The 15,854-nt window shown below is 71.5% G+C and carries 12 protein-coding genes; 3 read left to right on the forward strand and 9 right to left on the reverse strand.

Annotation, left to right across the window (positions count from 1 at the left end):
- Window positions 1-340: 340 nt before the first annotated feature.
- The 9 genes from bcsA to DK412_RS24215 all read right to left on the reverse strand — a co-directional run bounded on the left by bcsA (window position 341) and on the right by DK412_RS24215 (window position 11,899).
- Window positions 341-2,788: a UDP-forming cellulose synthase catalytic subunit gene (bcsA, locus tag DK412_RS24175; RefSeq protein WP_109974043.1), complete on the reverse strand. Its 2,448-nt coding sequence runs from the start codon at window positions 2,786-2,788 to the stop codon at window positions 341-343.
- Window positions 2,789-3,587: 799 nt separating this feature from the next.
- A complete protein-coding gene (ssb, locus tag DK412_RS24180; protein ID WP_109974044.1) occupies window positions 3,588-4,151 on the reverse strand; it encodes a single-stranded DNA-binding protein in 564 nt (187 codons plus the stop codon).
- Window positions 4,152-4,454: 303 nt separating this feature from the next.
- Window positions 4,455-5,759: an O-acetylhomoserine aminocarboxypropyltransferase/cysteine synthase family protein gene (locus tag DK412_RS24185; protein WP_109974045.1), complete on the reverse strand. Its 1,305-nt coding sequence runs from the start codon at window positions 5,757-5,759 to the stop codon at window positions 4,455-4,457.
- A 99-nt stretch (window positions 5,760-5,858) separates the two neighbouring features.
- Window positions 5,859-6,218, reverse strand: coding sequence for a response regulator (locus tag DK412_RS24190; protein ID WP_280142292.1), 360 nt, complete (start codon window positions 6,216-6,218; stop codon window positions 5,859-5,861).
- Window positions 6,219-6,452: 234 nt separating this feature from the next.
- Window positions 6,453-7,643: a PAS domain-containing sensor histidine kinase gene (locus DK412_RS24195; RefSeq protein WP_109974046.1), complete on the reverse strand. Its 1,191-nt coding sequence runs from the start codon at window positions 7,641-7,643 to the stop codon at window positions 6,453-6,455.
- 202 nt (window positions 7,644-7,845) lie between these two features.
- Window positions 7,846-9,123 (reverse strand): O-acetylhomoserine aminocarboxypropyltransferase, encoded by a 1,278-nt coding sequence (locus tag DK412_RS24200; RefSeq protein WP_109974047.1) that lies wholly within the window; start codon window positions 9,121-9,123, stop codon window positions 7,846-7,848.
- A gap of 228 nt (window positions 9,124-9,351) precedes the next feature.
- Window positions 9,352-9,624, reverse strand: coding sequence for a hypothetical protein (locus DK412_RS24205; RefSeq protein WP_109974048.1), 273 nt, complete (start codon window positions 9,622-9,624; stop codon window positions 9,352-9,354).
- 393 nt (window positions 9,625-10,017) lie between these two features.
- Complete coding sequence (locus DK412_RS24210) at window positions 10,018-11,121, reverse strand: glycosyltransferase (protein ID WP_109974049.1); 1,104 nt, start codon at window positions 11,119-11,121, stop codon at window positions 10,018-10,020.
- Window positions 11,108-11,899: a polysaccharide deacetylase family protein gene (locus DK412_RS24215; protein WP_109974050.1), complete on the reverse strand. Its 792-nt coding sequence runs from the start codon at window positions 11,897-11,899 to the stop codon at window positions 11,108-11,110. Before DK412_RS24215 ends, DK412_RS24210 begins: the two co-directional genes overlap by 14 nt.
- A 243-nt stretch (window positions 11,900-12,142) precedes the next feature.
- Between DK412_RS24215 and DK412_RS24220 the strand changes: the two genes are divergently transcribed.
- The 3 genes from DK412_RS24220 to DK412_RS24230 are packed head-to-tail and all read left to right on the forward strand — an operon-like array spanning window position 12,143 to window position 15,785.
- Window positions 12,143-13,114, forward strand: a complete 972-nt coding sequence (locus tag DK412_RS24220; protein WP_348629346.1) for a GNAT family N-acetyltransferase — start codon at window positions 12,143-12,145, stop codon at window positions 13,112-13,114.
- Window positions 13,111-14,421, forward strand: coding sequence for a lipopolysaccharide biosynthesis protein (locus tag DK412_RS24225; RefSeq protein WP_162596287.1), 1,311 nt, complete (start codon window positions 13,111-13,113; stop codon window positions 14,419-14,421). Before DK412_RS24220 ends, DK412_RS24225 begins: the two co-directional genes overlap by 4 nt.
- Window positions 14,415-15,785, forward strand: coding sequence for an O-antigen ligase family protein (locus DK412_RS24230; RefSeq protein ID WP_109974053.1), 1,371 nt, complete (start codon window positions 14,415-14,417; stop codon window positions 15,783-15,785). The genes DK412_RS24225 and DK412_RS24230 overlap by 7 nt, the downstream gene beginning before the upstream one ends.
- Window positions 15,786-15,854: the final 69 nt, after the last annotated feature.

Genomic DNA, 15,854 nt, shown 5'->3' on the forward strand with positions numbered 1-15,854 from the left:
AGGCGCGGGTCCTCTCCTCTCCCCGCGGGCGGGGAGAGGGCTTCGCACCCCTTGCCGGGTGCGAAGCGAGCCGCGAACCGCAGGTTCGCCGCGAGGGCGAGGGGGTGTTTCCGGAGGAGCCACATCCGGCACCACCCCCTCACCCTCGCTCCGGCTTTCGCCCCCGCTTGCCGAGTCACCTGAACGGCGACACGGCCCTCTCCCCGCGAGAAGTCGGGCTTGCCCGACTTCGTCCGTCGCTTGCAGATCCCGGGCTTGCCCGGGATCTGTCGGGGAGAGGGGAAAACCCGCGCGGGTCCCCCTGAGGAGATTGGCGAGGCGGCGCAGGATCATCGCTGCCTCACGCCGCATCGGTGCGCCGGCCGCGCGCGGCGAGCGCGCGGTCGTTCTCGAAATCGAGCATCAGGCGGACCCAGTCGCCGTCGTCCTCCGTCTCGGCTCGAGTCGCGGCCTGCGCGTGAGCCTGGGGCTGGGGCTGGGCGGAGGCGTGAGCCTGCGTGCGAATCGGGAGCGTCGGGCGGGCGAGCGGGGCGAGGGGCAGGTCGACCGGCTGGGGCGGGACCGCGTCCCGGACCGGCTCGTCGTAGACCGGGCCGACCTCAGAGGCCTCGACCGGCATCGGCCGGCGCTCGCCGGCCAGCGCGTAGCGCAGGGCGCGGACCGGCTCGGAAAAGCCCCACCAGACGAATTGCAGCGTGCCGGTGAACAGGTCCTTGTGGCGCCGCCGGCGCAGCTGGAACCGGCGCATCGCCTCGGCATCGCCGTACATCAGCCCGGCGAGCGCGACGTAGTCCTGCGGCCGCAGGGTCCCGAAGGCGAGGCGGCAGACCGCGTCGGCGCCGGACCGCGTGACCGGCCCAAGCACCACCGGCAGGGCGCCGGCGGGGCGGGCGCCCGCCACCGGCACCACCGTGAGGGTGCCGGGGACCGGGCGGTGGCCGGCGCCGGGCGCGAGGAAGGCCGCCGGCATCCGCACGGTGCAGGCCTCGGCCGAGACCCGCTCGATCGCCACGTCGACCGCCCGGCCGCCGAGGGTGAGCTGGCCGCGGCGGGTGATCGGGAGGGAGGGCGTGCGCTCGAGCTGGCGCCGCTCGGCGCAGACCCCGAGCGCCGCCCCGGCGGTGAGCAGGTTGAACAGGTTCCACAACCCGACGACCAGCATCAGGTTGGTGACGCCCGGCTCGAACAGGTAGCGCCAGGCCGCGACGACGCAGCCGGTCAGGAGCAGGCCGTAGACCGCGAAGAACGGCAGCGACAACGCCGACAGGTGGTCGTGATCGAGCGTCGCACCCTTGTTGGTGACGTTGAAGGTGGGTTTGCGCGGCGACCAGATCACCGAGACGATCGCCTTCGACAGGTACAGGCCCTGGACGTACTCGTACAATTCGGAGACGAACGGCCAGCGGAACTTGCCGTAGACGTAGTTCTGCATCATCAGGTTGATGACGATGTAGGTCGCCGTGTAGGCGATCGATTCGTCGACGCTGGCGACGAAGATTTTTAGATCGAAGAAGATGTGGAGCAGCGGCGCGAACATGAAGACGAGCCGCGGGACCGGGAAGAACCAGAACGTCATGCTCGACAGGTAGGCGAGCTTCTGGATCGGCTTGAGGCCGCGCTGCAGGGCGGGATTCTTCAGGAGCAGGATCTGGAACATGCCCTGGCACCAGCGCGAGCGCTGGCCGATGAAATCGGCGAGCGTGTCGGGCTGGAGGCCGGCGATCAGCGGCTTGTCGACATAGGCGCTGGTCCAGCCGCGGGAATGCAGCTCGAAGGCGGTCTCGCAATCCTCCGTGATGGTGATGCCGGCGAAGCCCCCCGCCTCGTCGAGGGCGGTGCGGCGCAGGAGCGCCGCCGACCCGCAGAAGAACGAGCCGTTCCACTTGTCGAGCCCGGCCTGCGTCACCGCGTAGAACATCTCGTTCTCGGACGGCATCCGCTCGAAGGTCTTGAGGTTGCGCTCGATCGGGTCCGGATTGAGGAAGGCGTGCGGGGTCTGGACCAGGAAGAGCTTCGGATCCTCGGCGAAGTAGCCGACGGTCTCGGCCAAGAGCGAGCGGAACGGGACGTGGTCGGCGTCGAGCACCAGCACGAGGTCGCCGGTGGCGGAAGCCAGCCCGTTGTTGAGGTTGCCGGCCTTGGCGTGCTCGTTGCGGGCGCGGGTCAGGTAGCGGGCGTCGAGGTCGCGGCAGAGCGCCTGCAAGGCGGCCCGGCGGTCCCGTGCGGCTTGCGCCTTCTCGGGGTCCGGATCGGCGCATTTCTGGTCGGTGCCGCCGTCGTCGAGGAGCCAGACGGTCAGCTTCTCGGGCGAGTAGTTCATCTGGCGCGCGGCGGCCAGCGTCATCGCCAGGATCTCGGCATCCTCGTTGTAGCTCGGCACGAAGACGTCGACGGAGGGCAGGTCGGCCGCCGGCAGGGCGGCGGGCGGAGGGCGGCGCAGCGGCTCGGCGTTGATGATCAGGCTGACGAACAGGATGAAGACGCAGTACAGCTCGCAGAGCAGCAGCAAAAGCCCGAAGCCGAAGCTGACCGGATCGCCCGGGGAGGGCAGGGTGTCGGTCACGCGCCACAGGATGTAGCGCAGCACCACCAGGCTGCCCATCGCCAGGAAAACGAAGCGCGTCCGCGGCCCGTCGAAGACCAGCCACAGCCCGGCCATCGCCGCCATGGCGGCGAGGCTCATCGCGAGCTGGTTCTGGGTGCCGACGGGCTGGCTCAGGAGGGCGAGGCCGGCCGCCGTCGTCCCCATCCAGGCCAGCCATCGCAACACACGCACCACGCCCGTCACCTCAGAATCGCCAAGTCCCCTACGCCATAGGAATATGTCGGTTTCTCGTTACGAGAACCTGCTTTTTTTCGATGGCCCTCAATGGATTGGAGCGCGAAAATCGCTTCTGTCCCGTATCAAATTGCCACACTTGATCGTGGATCGCCTGGGACAGGCGCCCATTTCGCAAGCTGGCCTGCGATGGCGAGATCAAGCTTCAAAGGAATATTTTGTAAGATCATAATCTGTCGGAAGGGCGATCCACGATGACGATCGCGACAGGATCCGAGGGTGACGCAGGTGTCCGCCGAACGGTCCTCATCGAACACGGCCGAAGGCGCGGCGCAGGACCGATATGGCGCCCTCGCGGAAGGACTCAAGCAGCCGCGATACTGTTCGTTCTCGACGTCGGCACGGCACTGCATTTCGCAACTCGGATTCGAGTGAGCGCTCAGGTTGCAGGCCGCCCCCCCGGGCCAGCGGCGAGCCGCTCGACCGCGCCGTCGGCGGGCGCTGCCGGTCGTGAATGGGGGCAGGGACTTGACCGACCCGGCTCTTCTGCACGCGAGAGCCTCGACCGGTATCGGCAGCCCATTGCCAGCCCGTTCCGGCTTGAGACAGCGCGTGACGCCTCGCACCCTCACGCGGCCTCGCCGATCGACACGGAGCCCGGACCGGTAACCCGTTCAGGTCCGCCTCATCACGCCCGGGGCCGAACGCCGACACCGCCCGATCGCGGCGCGATCGGACGGTGCTCCTGGTTCTTACTCTGACAATATGGCCCCGAACGGAGCGGCTCCGCGCTCCGCCGGCGAGCGTCCTAGAACGGGATGTCGTCGTCCAGGTCGTCGTAGCGCTTCTGGTTGCCGCCGCCGGACGAGGCCGGGCGCCGCTCGCCGCCGGACGAGGAGGAGCGTCCGCCGCCGCTGCTGCGACCACCGCCGCCGCCGCCGTAATCGCCGCCGCGGCTGATCTGGCCGCCGCCCATGTCGTCGGCGCCCATCTCGCCCATGCCGCCCTCGGCTCCGCCGCCGCGGCCGTCGAGAATGGTCAGCTCGCCGCGGAAGCGCTGCAGCACGATCTCGGTCGTGTACTTCTCGACGCCGGACTGGTCCTGCCACTTGCGGGTTTGGAGCTGGCCCTCGATGTAGACCTTCGAGCCCTTGCGCAGGTACTGCTCGGCGACGCGGGCCAGGTTCTCGTTGTAGATCACGACCGAGTGCCACTCGGTCTTCTCCTTGCGCTCGCCGGACGCCTTGTCCTTCCAGGACTCGGACGTCGCGAGGCGCAGGTTCACCACCGGATCCCCGGAGGCCAGCCGGCGGGTCTCGGGATCGCGCCCGAGATTGCCCACCAGGATCACCTTGTTCACGCTGCCCGCCATCCCGCTCTCCTCTCGTTCCATCTCACTCGGGCGCATGCCCGGCCGACGCCGCGGACCACCGCTTCGGTCACGCGAGTTGGGCCGAACAGGCCGGGACCGGCAAGGGGAGGGGCGCCTTTGTGCCCGCTTCACACATGCCGAAGGCCAGAAAGTGTTCTATATTTGTTCGCGACATCAGGCAAGCGAAAAGGGCGAAGCGATACCGCTCCTCCGATAATACTCCGCGCCATCCCGGTGCCGCGAAAGCGGCACTTGGAATGACGCGGAGGGTGACAGGTTCGGTCGCGCGAAACGGAGGATCGCTCAGTCGAGCGCGTCCAGCGACTGCGCCACGTCGGCGAGCAGGTCCTCGACCGATTCGAGCCCGATCGACAGCCGCACGGTGTCCGGCCCGACCCGGGCGGCCTCCTTGTCGGCGGCGGGGAGCTGGCGGTGGGTCGTGGTCGCCGGGTGGATCGCCAGGGACTTGATCTCGCCGATATTGACGAGGTGCGAGATCAGGTTGAGCCCGGTGATGAATTTTTGGGCCGCCGCCTCGCCGCCCTTGAAGCCGACGGTGAAGATCGAGCCCGCGCCCATCGGCGAGTAGCGGTTCGCCAGCGCCTCGCCGGGCTGGCCCGGCAGCGACGGGTAGCTCACCCAGGCCACCTTCGGGTGGTCACGCAGGAAGGCGGCCACCGCCTTGGCGTTGGCGCAGTGGCGCTCCATGCGCAGCGGCAGGGTCTCCGTGCCGGTCAGCGTCAGGAAGGCGTTCATCGGCGACAGGCCGGGGCCGAGGTCGCGCAGGCCGAACAGCCGGCAGGCGGTGGCGAAGGACGTCTCGGGGAAGCGCTCGGAGACGATCAGGCCCTCGTAATCGGGCCAGGGCTCGTTGATCAGGTTGTAGCGGCCGGATCCCCGCCAGTCGAAGCGGCCGGCATCGCAGACGATGCCGCCGATCACCGTGCCGGAGCCCGACAGGAACTTCGAGGTCGAATGGACGACGATGTCGGCGCCGTGCTCGATCGGCCGGATCAGCGCCGGGGAGGCCAGCGTGTTGTCGACGACGAGCGGCAGGCCGTGCCTGCGCGCCACCGCGGCGACGCCTTCGAGGTCGATGATCGTGCCGCACGGGTTGACGATCGATTCGCAGACGATCGCCCGGGTCTTGTCGGTGATCGCGGATTCGAAGTCGTCGGGCGTCAGGCCGCGGGTGAATTGCGGCACGAGGTCGTAGCGGCCCTCCAGCCGGCGCATCAGCCCGAGCGAGCCGCCGAACAGCCGCGAGGAGGCGACGTAGGCATCGCCCGACTGCATCAGGGTCATCAGCACGAGCAGCATCGCCGACTGGCCGGAGGCCACCGCCACCGCCGCCTTGGCACCCTCGAGCGAGGCGACCCGGCGCTCGAGGGCCGCCACGGTCGGGTTCGAGCCGCGGGAATAGGAGAAGCCCGTCGCCCGCATGGCGAAGATGTCGGCGGCCTGCTCGTTCGATTCGAACACGAAGCCGTTGGTGAAGTAGATCGGCTGCGCCCGGGCGCCGGTGGCCGGATCGGGGGCGGTGCCGGCATGGACCGCCCGAGTCGCGAAATGGAGTTCGGCGGAGTGCGGCTTGGTCGGATCGGTCATCGAGGTCGTCCGTGGAAAAGGCAGGCTCATACGAAATCCGACTGATTGCTTCAGGCGATCCCTGCGGGATCGCTTTCCCAACGCGGATTTCGGCTTCGCTCAGGCGGCGCGGCGCACGGTGTCGTGGAGGGTGCGCACCAGGGCCGAGGGCGCGTAGGGCTTCGGGATGAAGCGCGCGCCCGGCGGCATGTCGTGCGGGCCGGGGCTGCCCATGCCGGAGACCACCAGCACCGGGAGGCGGGGCCAGCGCCGGGAGACGAGGCGGGCGAGGGCGAAGCCGTTCATCGAGCCGAGCGGCATGTCGACGTCGGTCATCAGCACCTCGACGTCGGGCCGGCTCTCCAGCACCTTCAGCGCCTGGTCGGCATGGGGCGCCTCCAGCACGGTGAAGCCGGCCTCCGCCAGGGTGTCGGCGGCCTCCATCAGCAGGAGGCCGTCATCCTCGACGAGGAGCACCACCGGCGCCGCGTCGCAGGGAGCGTCCGGCGCATCCTGTCGGGAGTCTTCCCGACGGGAAGCCTGATCGTGTCGGTCGAGGTCGGATGTCATCGCGGGCAATGCGGGTGGGGGGGAAAGGTTGCGGCCGAAGCGTGCTGCCTATGGGTCCGCATCTCGTGGGTCAAGCGTGGCCGGAGAACGGCGCGGGACTGTCGCGTCCCGAGCAAGTCGCGCGCCATTCCGCCCCGGCGACGGCTACGTCGTCCCGTCCTGCATCGCCGCGAGCGGCGCTTCGAGTTCCATCACCGCGCCCTCGGGGGGAAAGCGCAGGCTGACCCGGCCGCCGAAGCTGTGCACCAGGCTGCGCTCGATCAGCCGCGAGCCGAACCCGCCCCGGACCGGCGGCGCGACGGGCGGGCCGCCGCTCTCCCGCCAGCACAGGCGCAGCATCGCCTCGGCGCTTCCCGCGAGCTCCCAGGTGACGGCGACGCGGCCCGACGGGATCGACAGGGCGCCGTACTTCGCCGCGTTGGTGGCGAGCTCGTGCAGCATCAGGGACAGGGTCAGGACCGAGCGCGGACCGAGGCTGATGCGGGGCCCGGCCGCGGCGAAGCGGCCGGCCTCCCGGTCGATGTGAGGCGCCATCGCGCCCTCGACCACCGCGGCGAGGTCGGCCTCCGCCCAGGCGCCGCGGATCAGCACGTCGTGCGCGTCGGACAGGGCCATCAGGCGGCCGTTGAACGCCTCCATCGCCGCGTCCAGGGTCGGGGCGCTGCGCAGGGTCTGGGCGGCGACCGCCTGGACCAGCGCCAGGGTGTTCTTCACCCGGTGCGCCATCTCCTGCATCAGCAGCGCCTGCTGCTCCTCGGCGCGATGCGCCTCGGTCACGTCGCGGGCGACCGCCAGCAGGCGCTCGGGGGTTCCGTCGAGCCCCTGGATGGCCGAGACCACCACGTCCCACCAGCGCGGGTCCAGGCTCCCGGAGGGTGCGCGGAACCGGCCGGTGCGCCCGGCCCGCGCGGCGGCGAGCGCCACCTCGGCGGCGATGCGGTCGGCGGGCTCCGGCCAGGAGGCCGCCCAGGCGGTGCCGATCACCGCCTCGTCGGGACGGCCGGCGGCGAGGCGGCCGCCCTCGCTCAGCCACTGCACCGTGCCGTCGAGGGCGAGGACCTGGATGCTGTCGCGGCTCGCCGCCAGGAGCCGGGCGGTGAAGGCCTCGCTCGCCCGCAACCGCGCGTTCAGTTCCTCGGCGGTGGCGAGGCGCGCCTCCCATTCGGCGGTGGCGGGAGGCTCAAAGCTGGCGGTCCGGACGGGGCTGCCATGGGCGTCGCGCAGCAGGGCGCGCAGCCGGGCGGTCTCCTCGCGGATCGCGCGCCGGCGCGCGGTCTCGTCGCAGGAGGCGCGTTCGGCGTCGGCGTCGTCCTGGGCGTCGTCGTGGGCGACCATCGCACCAGCCTCCAGACCCGCCCGGGCGGCATGCGTCCCGCTCGGCACGGATCGGCTCACCCGGCGCCGAAACTGGACGATGCCAGTAGATCACGGGAGCAGGCTTGGCTGCAATGCTTGCTTGAATTTTTCCCGATCGTCTCTGCCACAACGGAAGGCCGTCCGGCCGCGGGCGATCGTCGCGGCCGGGCGGGGAGTCTGCTCAGGCCAGGGCCTGATCGAGGTCGGCGATCAGGTCGCGCGGGTCCTCGATGCCGATGGAGAGGCGCACCACCTCCGGGCCGGCGCCGGCCCGGGTCTTCTGCTCGTCGGTGAGCTGGCGATGGGTGGTCGAGGCCGGGTGGATCACCAGCGAGCGGGTGTCGCCGATATTGGCGAGGTGCGAGAACAGCTTGAGGTTCGACACCAGGGCCACGCCGGCCTCGTAGCCGCCCTTGAGGCCGAAGGTGAACACCGCGCCGGCCCCGTGCGGGCAGTACCGCTTGTGCAACTGATGGTAGCGGTCGGTCTCGAGGCCCGGATAGCTCACCCAGGCCACCGCCGGGTGGCGGCTCAGGTGCTCGGCCACGGTCTTGGCGTTGTCGGAGTGGCGCTGCATGCGCAGCGGCAGGGTCTCGATGCCGTTGATGATCAGGAAGGCGTTGAACGGCGAGAGCGCCGGCCCGAGGTCGCGCAGGCCCAGCACCCGCACGGCGATGGCGAAGCCGAAATTGCCGAAGGTCTCCGAGAGCACCATGCCGGCATATTCCGGCCGCGGCTGCGACAGCATCGGGTAGCGCGCGTCGCCCGCCCAGGTGAACGAGCCGCCGTCGACGATGAGCCCGCCGATCGAGTTGCCGTGGCCGCCGAGGAACTTGGTGGCCGAGTGGACCACGATGTCGGCGCCGTGCTCGAACGGGCGGATCAGGTAGGGCGTCGCCATGGTGTTGTCGACGACGAGCGGGATGTTGTGGCGCTTGGCGACCTCGGCGATCGCCGCGATGTCGGTGATGACGCCGCCCGGATTGGCGATCGACTCGATGAAGATCGCCTTGGTGCGCGGCGTGATCGCCGCCTCGAACGAGGCCGGGTCGTCGGTATCGGCCCAGACGACGTTCCAGCCGAAGTTCTTGTAGGAGTGGTTGAACTGGTTGATCGAGCCGCCGTACAGCTTGTTGGCCGCGATGAACTCGTCGCCGGGCTGCATCAGGGCGTGCATCACCAGGAACTCGGCGGCGTGGCCCGACGCCACCGCGACGGCGGCGGTGCCGCCCTCGAGCGCGGCGATGCGCTCCTCCAGCACCGCGTTGGTCGGGTTGGTGATGCGGCTGTAGATGTTGCCGAAGGCCTGCAGCCCGAACAGCGAGGCGGCGTGGTCGACGTCGTCGAACACGAACGAGGTGGTCTGGTAGATCGGCGTCGCCCGGGCGCCGGTGGCGGCGTCCGGCGCCGCGCCGGCATGGATCGCGAGGGTGTTGAAGCCGGGCTGGCGGTCGGTCATGGCGTCCTCGGGCGTCGGTCTTTGGCCGACGTGCTTAGGACTTGGCGGGCCTGAGGGTCAAGCGGGGAGCCCTGTCGTTCGACACAGTAGAACCCGCCCGTCCGGCGCGCCGTGACCGTCGTGAACCGGCGCGGAGAAGCAACGTCTACAAGATCGATCAAATCGGCAAAATCGATCTCACTGACTGCCGGGACCGACGGGCGACGAACACTCGCCCGCTTCGCGCACTCAGCGGTAGTGACGGTGCCGGCGGTGGTGATGATGGCGCCGCCCCGGCAGGCCGGTGCGGTAGGCGCGCCGGCCCGGATCGATGCCGAGCACGCCGTTGACGCCGCCCACGGCGCCGCCCACCGCGCCGCCGACGACACCGCCGATCGGCCCGCCGACCCGGTTGCCCTCGCGGGCGCCGCGGTCGATGCCGCCGGGAATGCCCTGCGCCTCGGCGGCGCCGGCGAGCGCCAGGGTGGCGAGGGCGAGGGCGGCCATCAGGGAGAGTTTCATGGGGCGCGATTTCCTCTGCCGGAGGCGCACTGGGCCGGACCGGGTGCTTGGTTCGTCTCAACGCTCAGCTTGGGCGAAGGATCCGGTTCGCGCATGGGGAGACCGGCGGGGAGACCGAGATTCGTGCTGCATCGTGCGAGAGTTGGCCTGCATCTCCCATCAGTCTTGACACCCTCCGGGTCGTTCCGGGGCCGCGCAGCGGAGCCCGGACTCGAGAAACACAGGTCGGAGGCAATAGAGCGGAACGCGGTCCGCGCTTTCCTACACCATCCGCGGGTTGGAGTCCGGGCTCCGCTGCGCGGCCCCGGAATGACGTGGAGGGTCTACAATCTTGTGAGGCCAATCGAACTGGCGCTGAAGACTATGCATCCGCGCGGGAGAGGCCTCCCCGCCTCACACCACCGACGCCAGCCCCTCCCGATACGCCGCGACCGCGCGATCGAGCGAGAAATCCGGCATCGCGCGCTCGGCCGCCCGCCGCAGGCGCGCCCGCCGGTCCGGATCGTCGAGGAGGGCGAGCGTCGTGCGCGCCCAGTCCTCGACCTCCATCGGCCGCACCGTGCCGCAGCCCCGCGCCTCCAGAAGCTCGCGGGCGGCGCCCGAATGGGGCGAGGCGAGGACCGAGGCCCCGCTCTGCAAGGCCTCGTTGACCACGATGCCCCAGACGTCGCCCCGGCTCGGGAAGAGCAGCAGCCGGGCCGAGGCGTGGGCCTCGGCGAGCGCTCCTTGCGCGAGGTAGCCGTCGAACCGGGCCGGGATCCCGGCCTCCGCGAGGCGCGCCGCCATCTCGGCCCGCAACGGGCCGTCGCCCGCCACCCGCACCCGCAAGGGGCGCCCGGCGGCGGCGCAGGCGCGCATCACGTCGGTGAAGAAGCGCGCACCCTTCACCTCCTCGTTGAGGATGCCGCAGAACAGGACGTCGTAGGGGCGATCCTCCGACCCGGGCAGGGGCGGCGCCGGCGTCCAGGCCGGGAAGAGCGGCGCGCGCAGCACGGCTTCGGGCGCCAGCCCGTAGCCGGCGAGCAGCGCCCGGCTGCCCTCGCTCGGCCCGAGGCCGAAGGCGGCGCCGGGCACGATCGCCCGGCGCAAGGCCCGATGCGCCGGCGAGCGGGTGCCGGGATCGGTCTCCGGCACGCCGTCGGTGCGGATCGCATAGGGGATGCGCAAGGCGCGCGCCGCGAGCGCCGCCATCGCCATGGTGGGCGAGAAGTCGTTGAGGATCACCGCTGCCGGCCGCAACCAGGCGAGGCGGGTAACGACGCCCGGATTGACGTAGAGGTTGCGCACCGCGTCCCGGTGCCAGCGCAGGCCCGGCAGCACCTCGAAGCCGTAGCCGTCCGCCGCCGCCAGCTCCCACTGGCGGGCGGGCTCCCTGGCGGCGCAGGCGAGCACGGCGAGCGGGCGGTCGAGGGCGGCGGCCAGCGCCCGGTAGAGCACCTGGGTGTAGGGGGCGAGCGCGCCCGTCACCACCACGACGGGACGGTCAGGGTCGCGCAAGGCGGGCTCCCCGGGCAGGGCCCCCCATCAGGGCGTCGAGTTCGTGCACGGGCCATTCCGGTTCGAGGACGTGGCGCGGCATCGATGGGAGATCGTCGGCACGGGTGGCGACGCCGCGACGGGTGGTGAAGAAGGTGGCGTAGCCGCTCGCGAGCGCCAGGGCCGGGTCGCGGTCCGGCCGGTAATCGTGCTCCGCGACGCCCCAGGGGCAGGCGAAGTGCCGGATCGGCCGACCCGTCGCCGCCTCCAGCGCGCGGCGCGAGGCCGCGATCTCCCGCTCGGCGCCGGCCTCGTCCAGGGTCGCGATGCGGGCGTGGCTCATGCCGTGCGAGCCGATCTCCATGCCGGCTTCGAGCCACTCGGCCATCAGGGGCCGGCCGGCATAGGGGCCGGGCGGGCTCGAGGGCGGCGCGTCGAGCCAGTCGGCGACGAGGAAGAGGATCGCCGGGACCCCGGCCGCGCGCAGGACCGGCAGCGCGACCTCGACGGTGTCGGCGTAGCCGTCGTCGAAGGTGACGAGGAAGTGCCGCTCCGCCGCGGCAGCGCCGGACGCAACGAGGGCCGCCGCCTCGTCGGCCCCGACGAAGCGGCCGTGGCGCCGGAGATAGGCGATCTGCGCCGCGAATCCCGCCCGGCGATGCTCGGGCACATGGTGGTAGCACAGGGTGTAGAGGCCCGGCGGCGCGTCGGCGAGCCGGCGCAACCGGGACAGCCCGCGCAGCAGTACGGCCCGGACTGCCGGATGATCGCGGGCGAGGGTCTTGAAGGCGTGCAGCATCCCGGCCATCGTGCTGGAAAATAATCCGCCCGCCGTAGGTGAGACCGACCCGCCGCAGGGACAACCCAAGAAAACCACGTAGACCGGGAAATCGTGTGGATCTTCCCTGCCCATCGTCGCCGGACGGGCGCGAGCCGGTGCGCCGCTTGCGTCACCGGAGCATCGGCGGCGAGCGATGTCGCATCCTGGCACGGAACTCCCAAGACCATGACGAACCCTGAGACGGGATTACGGGTGCAACCCGTGATCGACGCGCCAAACTGGGACGAAGCGGTATGGGCGCAGCCGCGCGGCACCATCTTCTCCACGACCGGCTGGGGCACCTATAAGACGCGCCGCGGCGCCGGCGTCGAGCGGCTGAGCGTCCTCGACGAGGCCGGCGACCTCCTGGGCCTCGCGCAGGTGCAAAGCCGCCGCCGGGGCCCGGCCCGGCAATTCTACCTCCAGGGCGGGCCGCTCCTCACCGAGAAGGGCGAGCGCCACGGCGAGGCGGTGCTGCGCGCCCTGCTCGCGCACCTCGCCCTCGGGCCGCTGGACCTCCTGGTGATCGATTTCAACCGCGCCGAGAGCCCGGGGGCGGTGCTCGGCCTGCTGGCGACGGGATTCCGACCGGTCGCGAAGGCGAGCCGGCACACCCTGGAGGTCGACCTCACCCGCGGCCTCGACGCGGTGCAGGCCGAGATGGAGCAGCGCTGGCGCAAGGCCCTGCGCAAGGCCGAGCGCAACGCGGCGCTTAACCTCCGCTTCCTCGACGAGCCCGCCGAGCGGCTGAAGGCCTTCGATGCCTTCGCGGCGATGTACGCGGCCCTGAAGACCCGCAAGGGCTTCTCGAACGACTTCGACCCCGCGGCCTACCGCGACCTCGCGGCGAACGACCCGCGCCACGTCATGCTCGAGGTGCGGGAGGGCGACGAGCTGTGCCTGGTGCGCATCGCGCATGTGAGCCGCGACCGCTTCACCGATTTCTTCACCGCCTCGACCGAGCGGGCCAAGGCGAACGCCGCCGCCTACCTGGCGGTGTGGAGCTTCATCCGCCGCGGCGCGGAGGAGGGCTGCCGGGTGTTCGATTTCGGCGGCATCGATCCGGCGCACAACCGCGGCGTCTACGACTTCAAGCGCGGGCTCACCCGCAACGTCGCGTCGAGCGGGCCGCTCTGGCTCTACGGCCGCAACCGCCTCGTCACCGCGGCGGCCGGGGCGGTGCTCGCCCGGTGAGGAGGGTCTCCACGCTCTTCGCCGATCTTCCTGCGCGGCTCTCCAGGCGTCTCGGCGGACCGGCCCTGCTCTCGCTCCTCGACCAGGGAGCGGTGAGCGGCTTCGGCTTCGTCGCCGGGATCGCGGCGGCCCGCCTGATCGACATGGAGGGGTTCGGGCGCTTCGCCCTCGTGCTCATCGTGGCGGGCTTCGCGCAGGGGCTGCACAACGCGCTCGTCACCGCGCCGCTGATGACGCTCGCCGGCTCGGTGCGCGACCCGGCCCGCTACGCCGCGGCCGTCGGCGCCGGTGCCCTGGTGCTGGCGGCTGCCCTGGCCCTCGGGGTCGCGGGGGCGCTCGCCCTGTATTTCGCCGCCCGCGGCGAGGCGGTCCCGGTCGATCTCGTCACCGCGGCCGGCGCGCTGACCCTGGCGCAGAACCTCCAGCTGACGGCCCGCCGCCTGCTCTTCGCCTATGGCGGGGGGCTGAAGGCGCTCGCCATGGACCTCGCCCGGGCGGCGTCGTTCCCGCTCGCGGTCGCGGGGCTCTGGGCGGCCGGCGTGCCCCTCGACGCGGCGCGGCTCGTCGAATTGCTGGCGCTGACGGCCGTCCTGACCACGCTGCCGACGCTCCTCGGCCGGGCCGCCGATCCCGGGCGCCGGCGCCTCGCCACCGCCACCCTGCGCCACTGGCAGATGGCGCGCTGGCTCCTGCCGGTCGTGCTCGTCACCTTCGGGCAGGAGCAGCTGGTCTGGATCCTTGCCGGCGGCGTCCTCGGCGACGAGGCCCTGGGCGGCCTGCGGGCGGCGCAGTACCTCGTCGGCCTCGTGCTCCTGACGCTCGCCGCGACCGAGAACGTGGTGCCGACGGGCGCCGGTCGGGCCTACGACACCGGCGGCGAGGCGGCGCTCCGGGCCTATCTCCTCGGCGTCACCCGCCGCCTCGGAATCCCGGTCTTGTGCCTCCTCGCCCTCGTCGCCGTGCCGGCGGAGCTCTGGCTCGGCCTCGTCTTCGGCGAGGCTTACGCGCCCTACGCGCCGGCCCTGCGCTGGCTGGCGCTCGGCGTCGTGTTCATCTTCCTGCGGGACATGGCGGCGCAGATCTTCCGGGCGCGGCGGCGCACCGACGTGATCTTCCGGGCCTTCGCGATCAGCCTCGTGGTGTCGCTCGCGCTGATCCAGCCGCTCTTGACCCGCTACGGCGCGACGGGAGCGGCCGCCGCGGTGTCGCTCGCCCACGGTGCCTCGCTCCTCGCCCTCCTGGCGGCCCTCGGCCGCGCCCCGGTCCCGAAAGCCCCGACCACACCGGCGGAGAGCCCGCGATGCTGAACGCCCTCATCGCCGTCGGGGCCGCGACCTGGTTCACGGTCGCCTACCCGGTCCTGCGCCGCCGCCTCGAGACGCATCCGCCCTCCGGCGGCGCCCCCCTGTTCTGGCCGCTCGCCCTCCTGGTGGTGTTCGCCTTCATGCCGCTCGTCTTCACGGTGCCGCGCGAGGACGGCAACGCCGTGCTGGAGCAGGGGCTGACCGCCTCGAACGTCGTCACCATCGTGCTCACCGGGCTGACCGCCTTCTACCTCGTCGTGAAGGTGGCCGCCGACCGGCGCGTCCTGCTCCTGCCCTTCGCGATGCCCTACCTGCCGTTCACCATGATGATCGGCGTGAACGGGGTGAGCGCCGCCTGGTCGATCGTGCCGACCTACACGCTCTACCGCACCGCGGAGCTGGCGGTGTTCACGCTCGCCTGCATCCTGATCTTCGACCGGCCCGACATCCGGCGGCGGCTCGCCGACATCCTCGCCATCGTGACGCTGGCCTGGCTCGTCGCGGTGACGCCGGAGATCCTGCAGAGCCTGGCCTCGGGCATCGTGTTCTCCTCGGCCAAGAACAACATGATGCCGCTCGTCTGCGCGCTCCTCGGCTTCGCGGTCGCGTTCGGGCCGCCGAACCGGCGGCGGGGCCGCTACCTGGTGCTGGCGGCGGCGGGCTTCGTCATCGCGGGCTCGGCCGCCTCGACGGGGGCGCTGATCGCCGTCGGGCCGGGGCTGATGATCGCCTCGCGGCGCCCCGGCTTGCGCGTCGCCGGCATCGTCCTGGCGCTGGTCTCGCTGGTGCTGTTCCTGTTCCTGATGGTCGGCCTGTCGAGCTTTCCGGCACTCCTCGACCTCCTCTCGGTCGTCCTCCAGAAGCCCAAGGTCGAGCTCGCCAACGCCACCGGCCGCGGCCAGTTCTGGCCGACCTTCATCGCGGCGACGCAGGACCACCTGCTCGGCTCCGGCTTCTCGGCCGCCGACCGCTTCGTGCAGCTGCTGATCCCGACCACGGGCCTCGCCGACGAGCTCGGCCGCGACGCGGTGTTCATCACGAGCTCGCACAACATGTTCCTGAGCGCCTGGGCCGGCACCGGGATCGTCGGCCTGTGCTTCGCGGTCCTGACGCTCGTCGAGCCGGTCCGCTTCGCCGCCCGCGCCGACCGCGGCACCCGCCGCCTCGTCGCCTGCCTGATCCTGATGCTCGCCCTCAACGGAATGACGACCCCGGGGCTGTTCCAGGACTGGAACGTCAACGTGCTCGCCTACGTCGCGGTGCTGGCCTGCGCCCGGGCGGCGCGGCGCGAGGCCGAGGCGCCGGAGATCGCCGGCCCCGCCGTCGTGTCCCTGCGCGAGACGGACCGGGTCTGGCCCGCCGCTTGAAGCGTCATCGGCACAAGGGCTGAATTCCCGACCGATCGTCCCGGAACGGAACAGATCCGACCTACCACG

The sequence above is a fragment of the Methylobacterium sp. 17Sr1-1 genome (genome assembly GCF_003173775.1).
Lineage (GTDB): Bacteria > Pseudomonadota > Alphaproteobacteria > Rhizobiales > Beijerinckiaceae > Methylobacterium.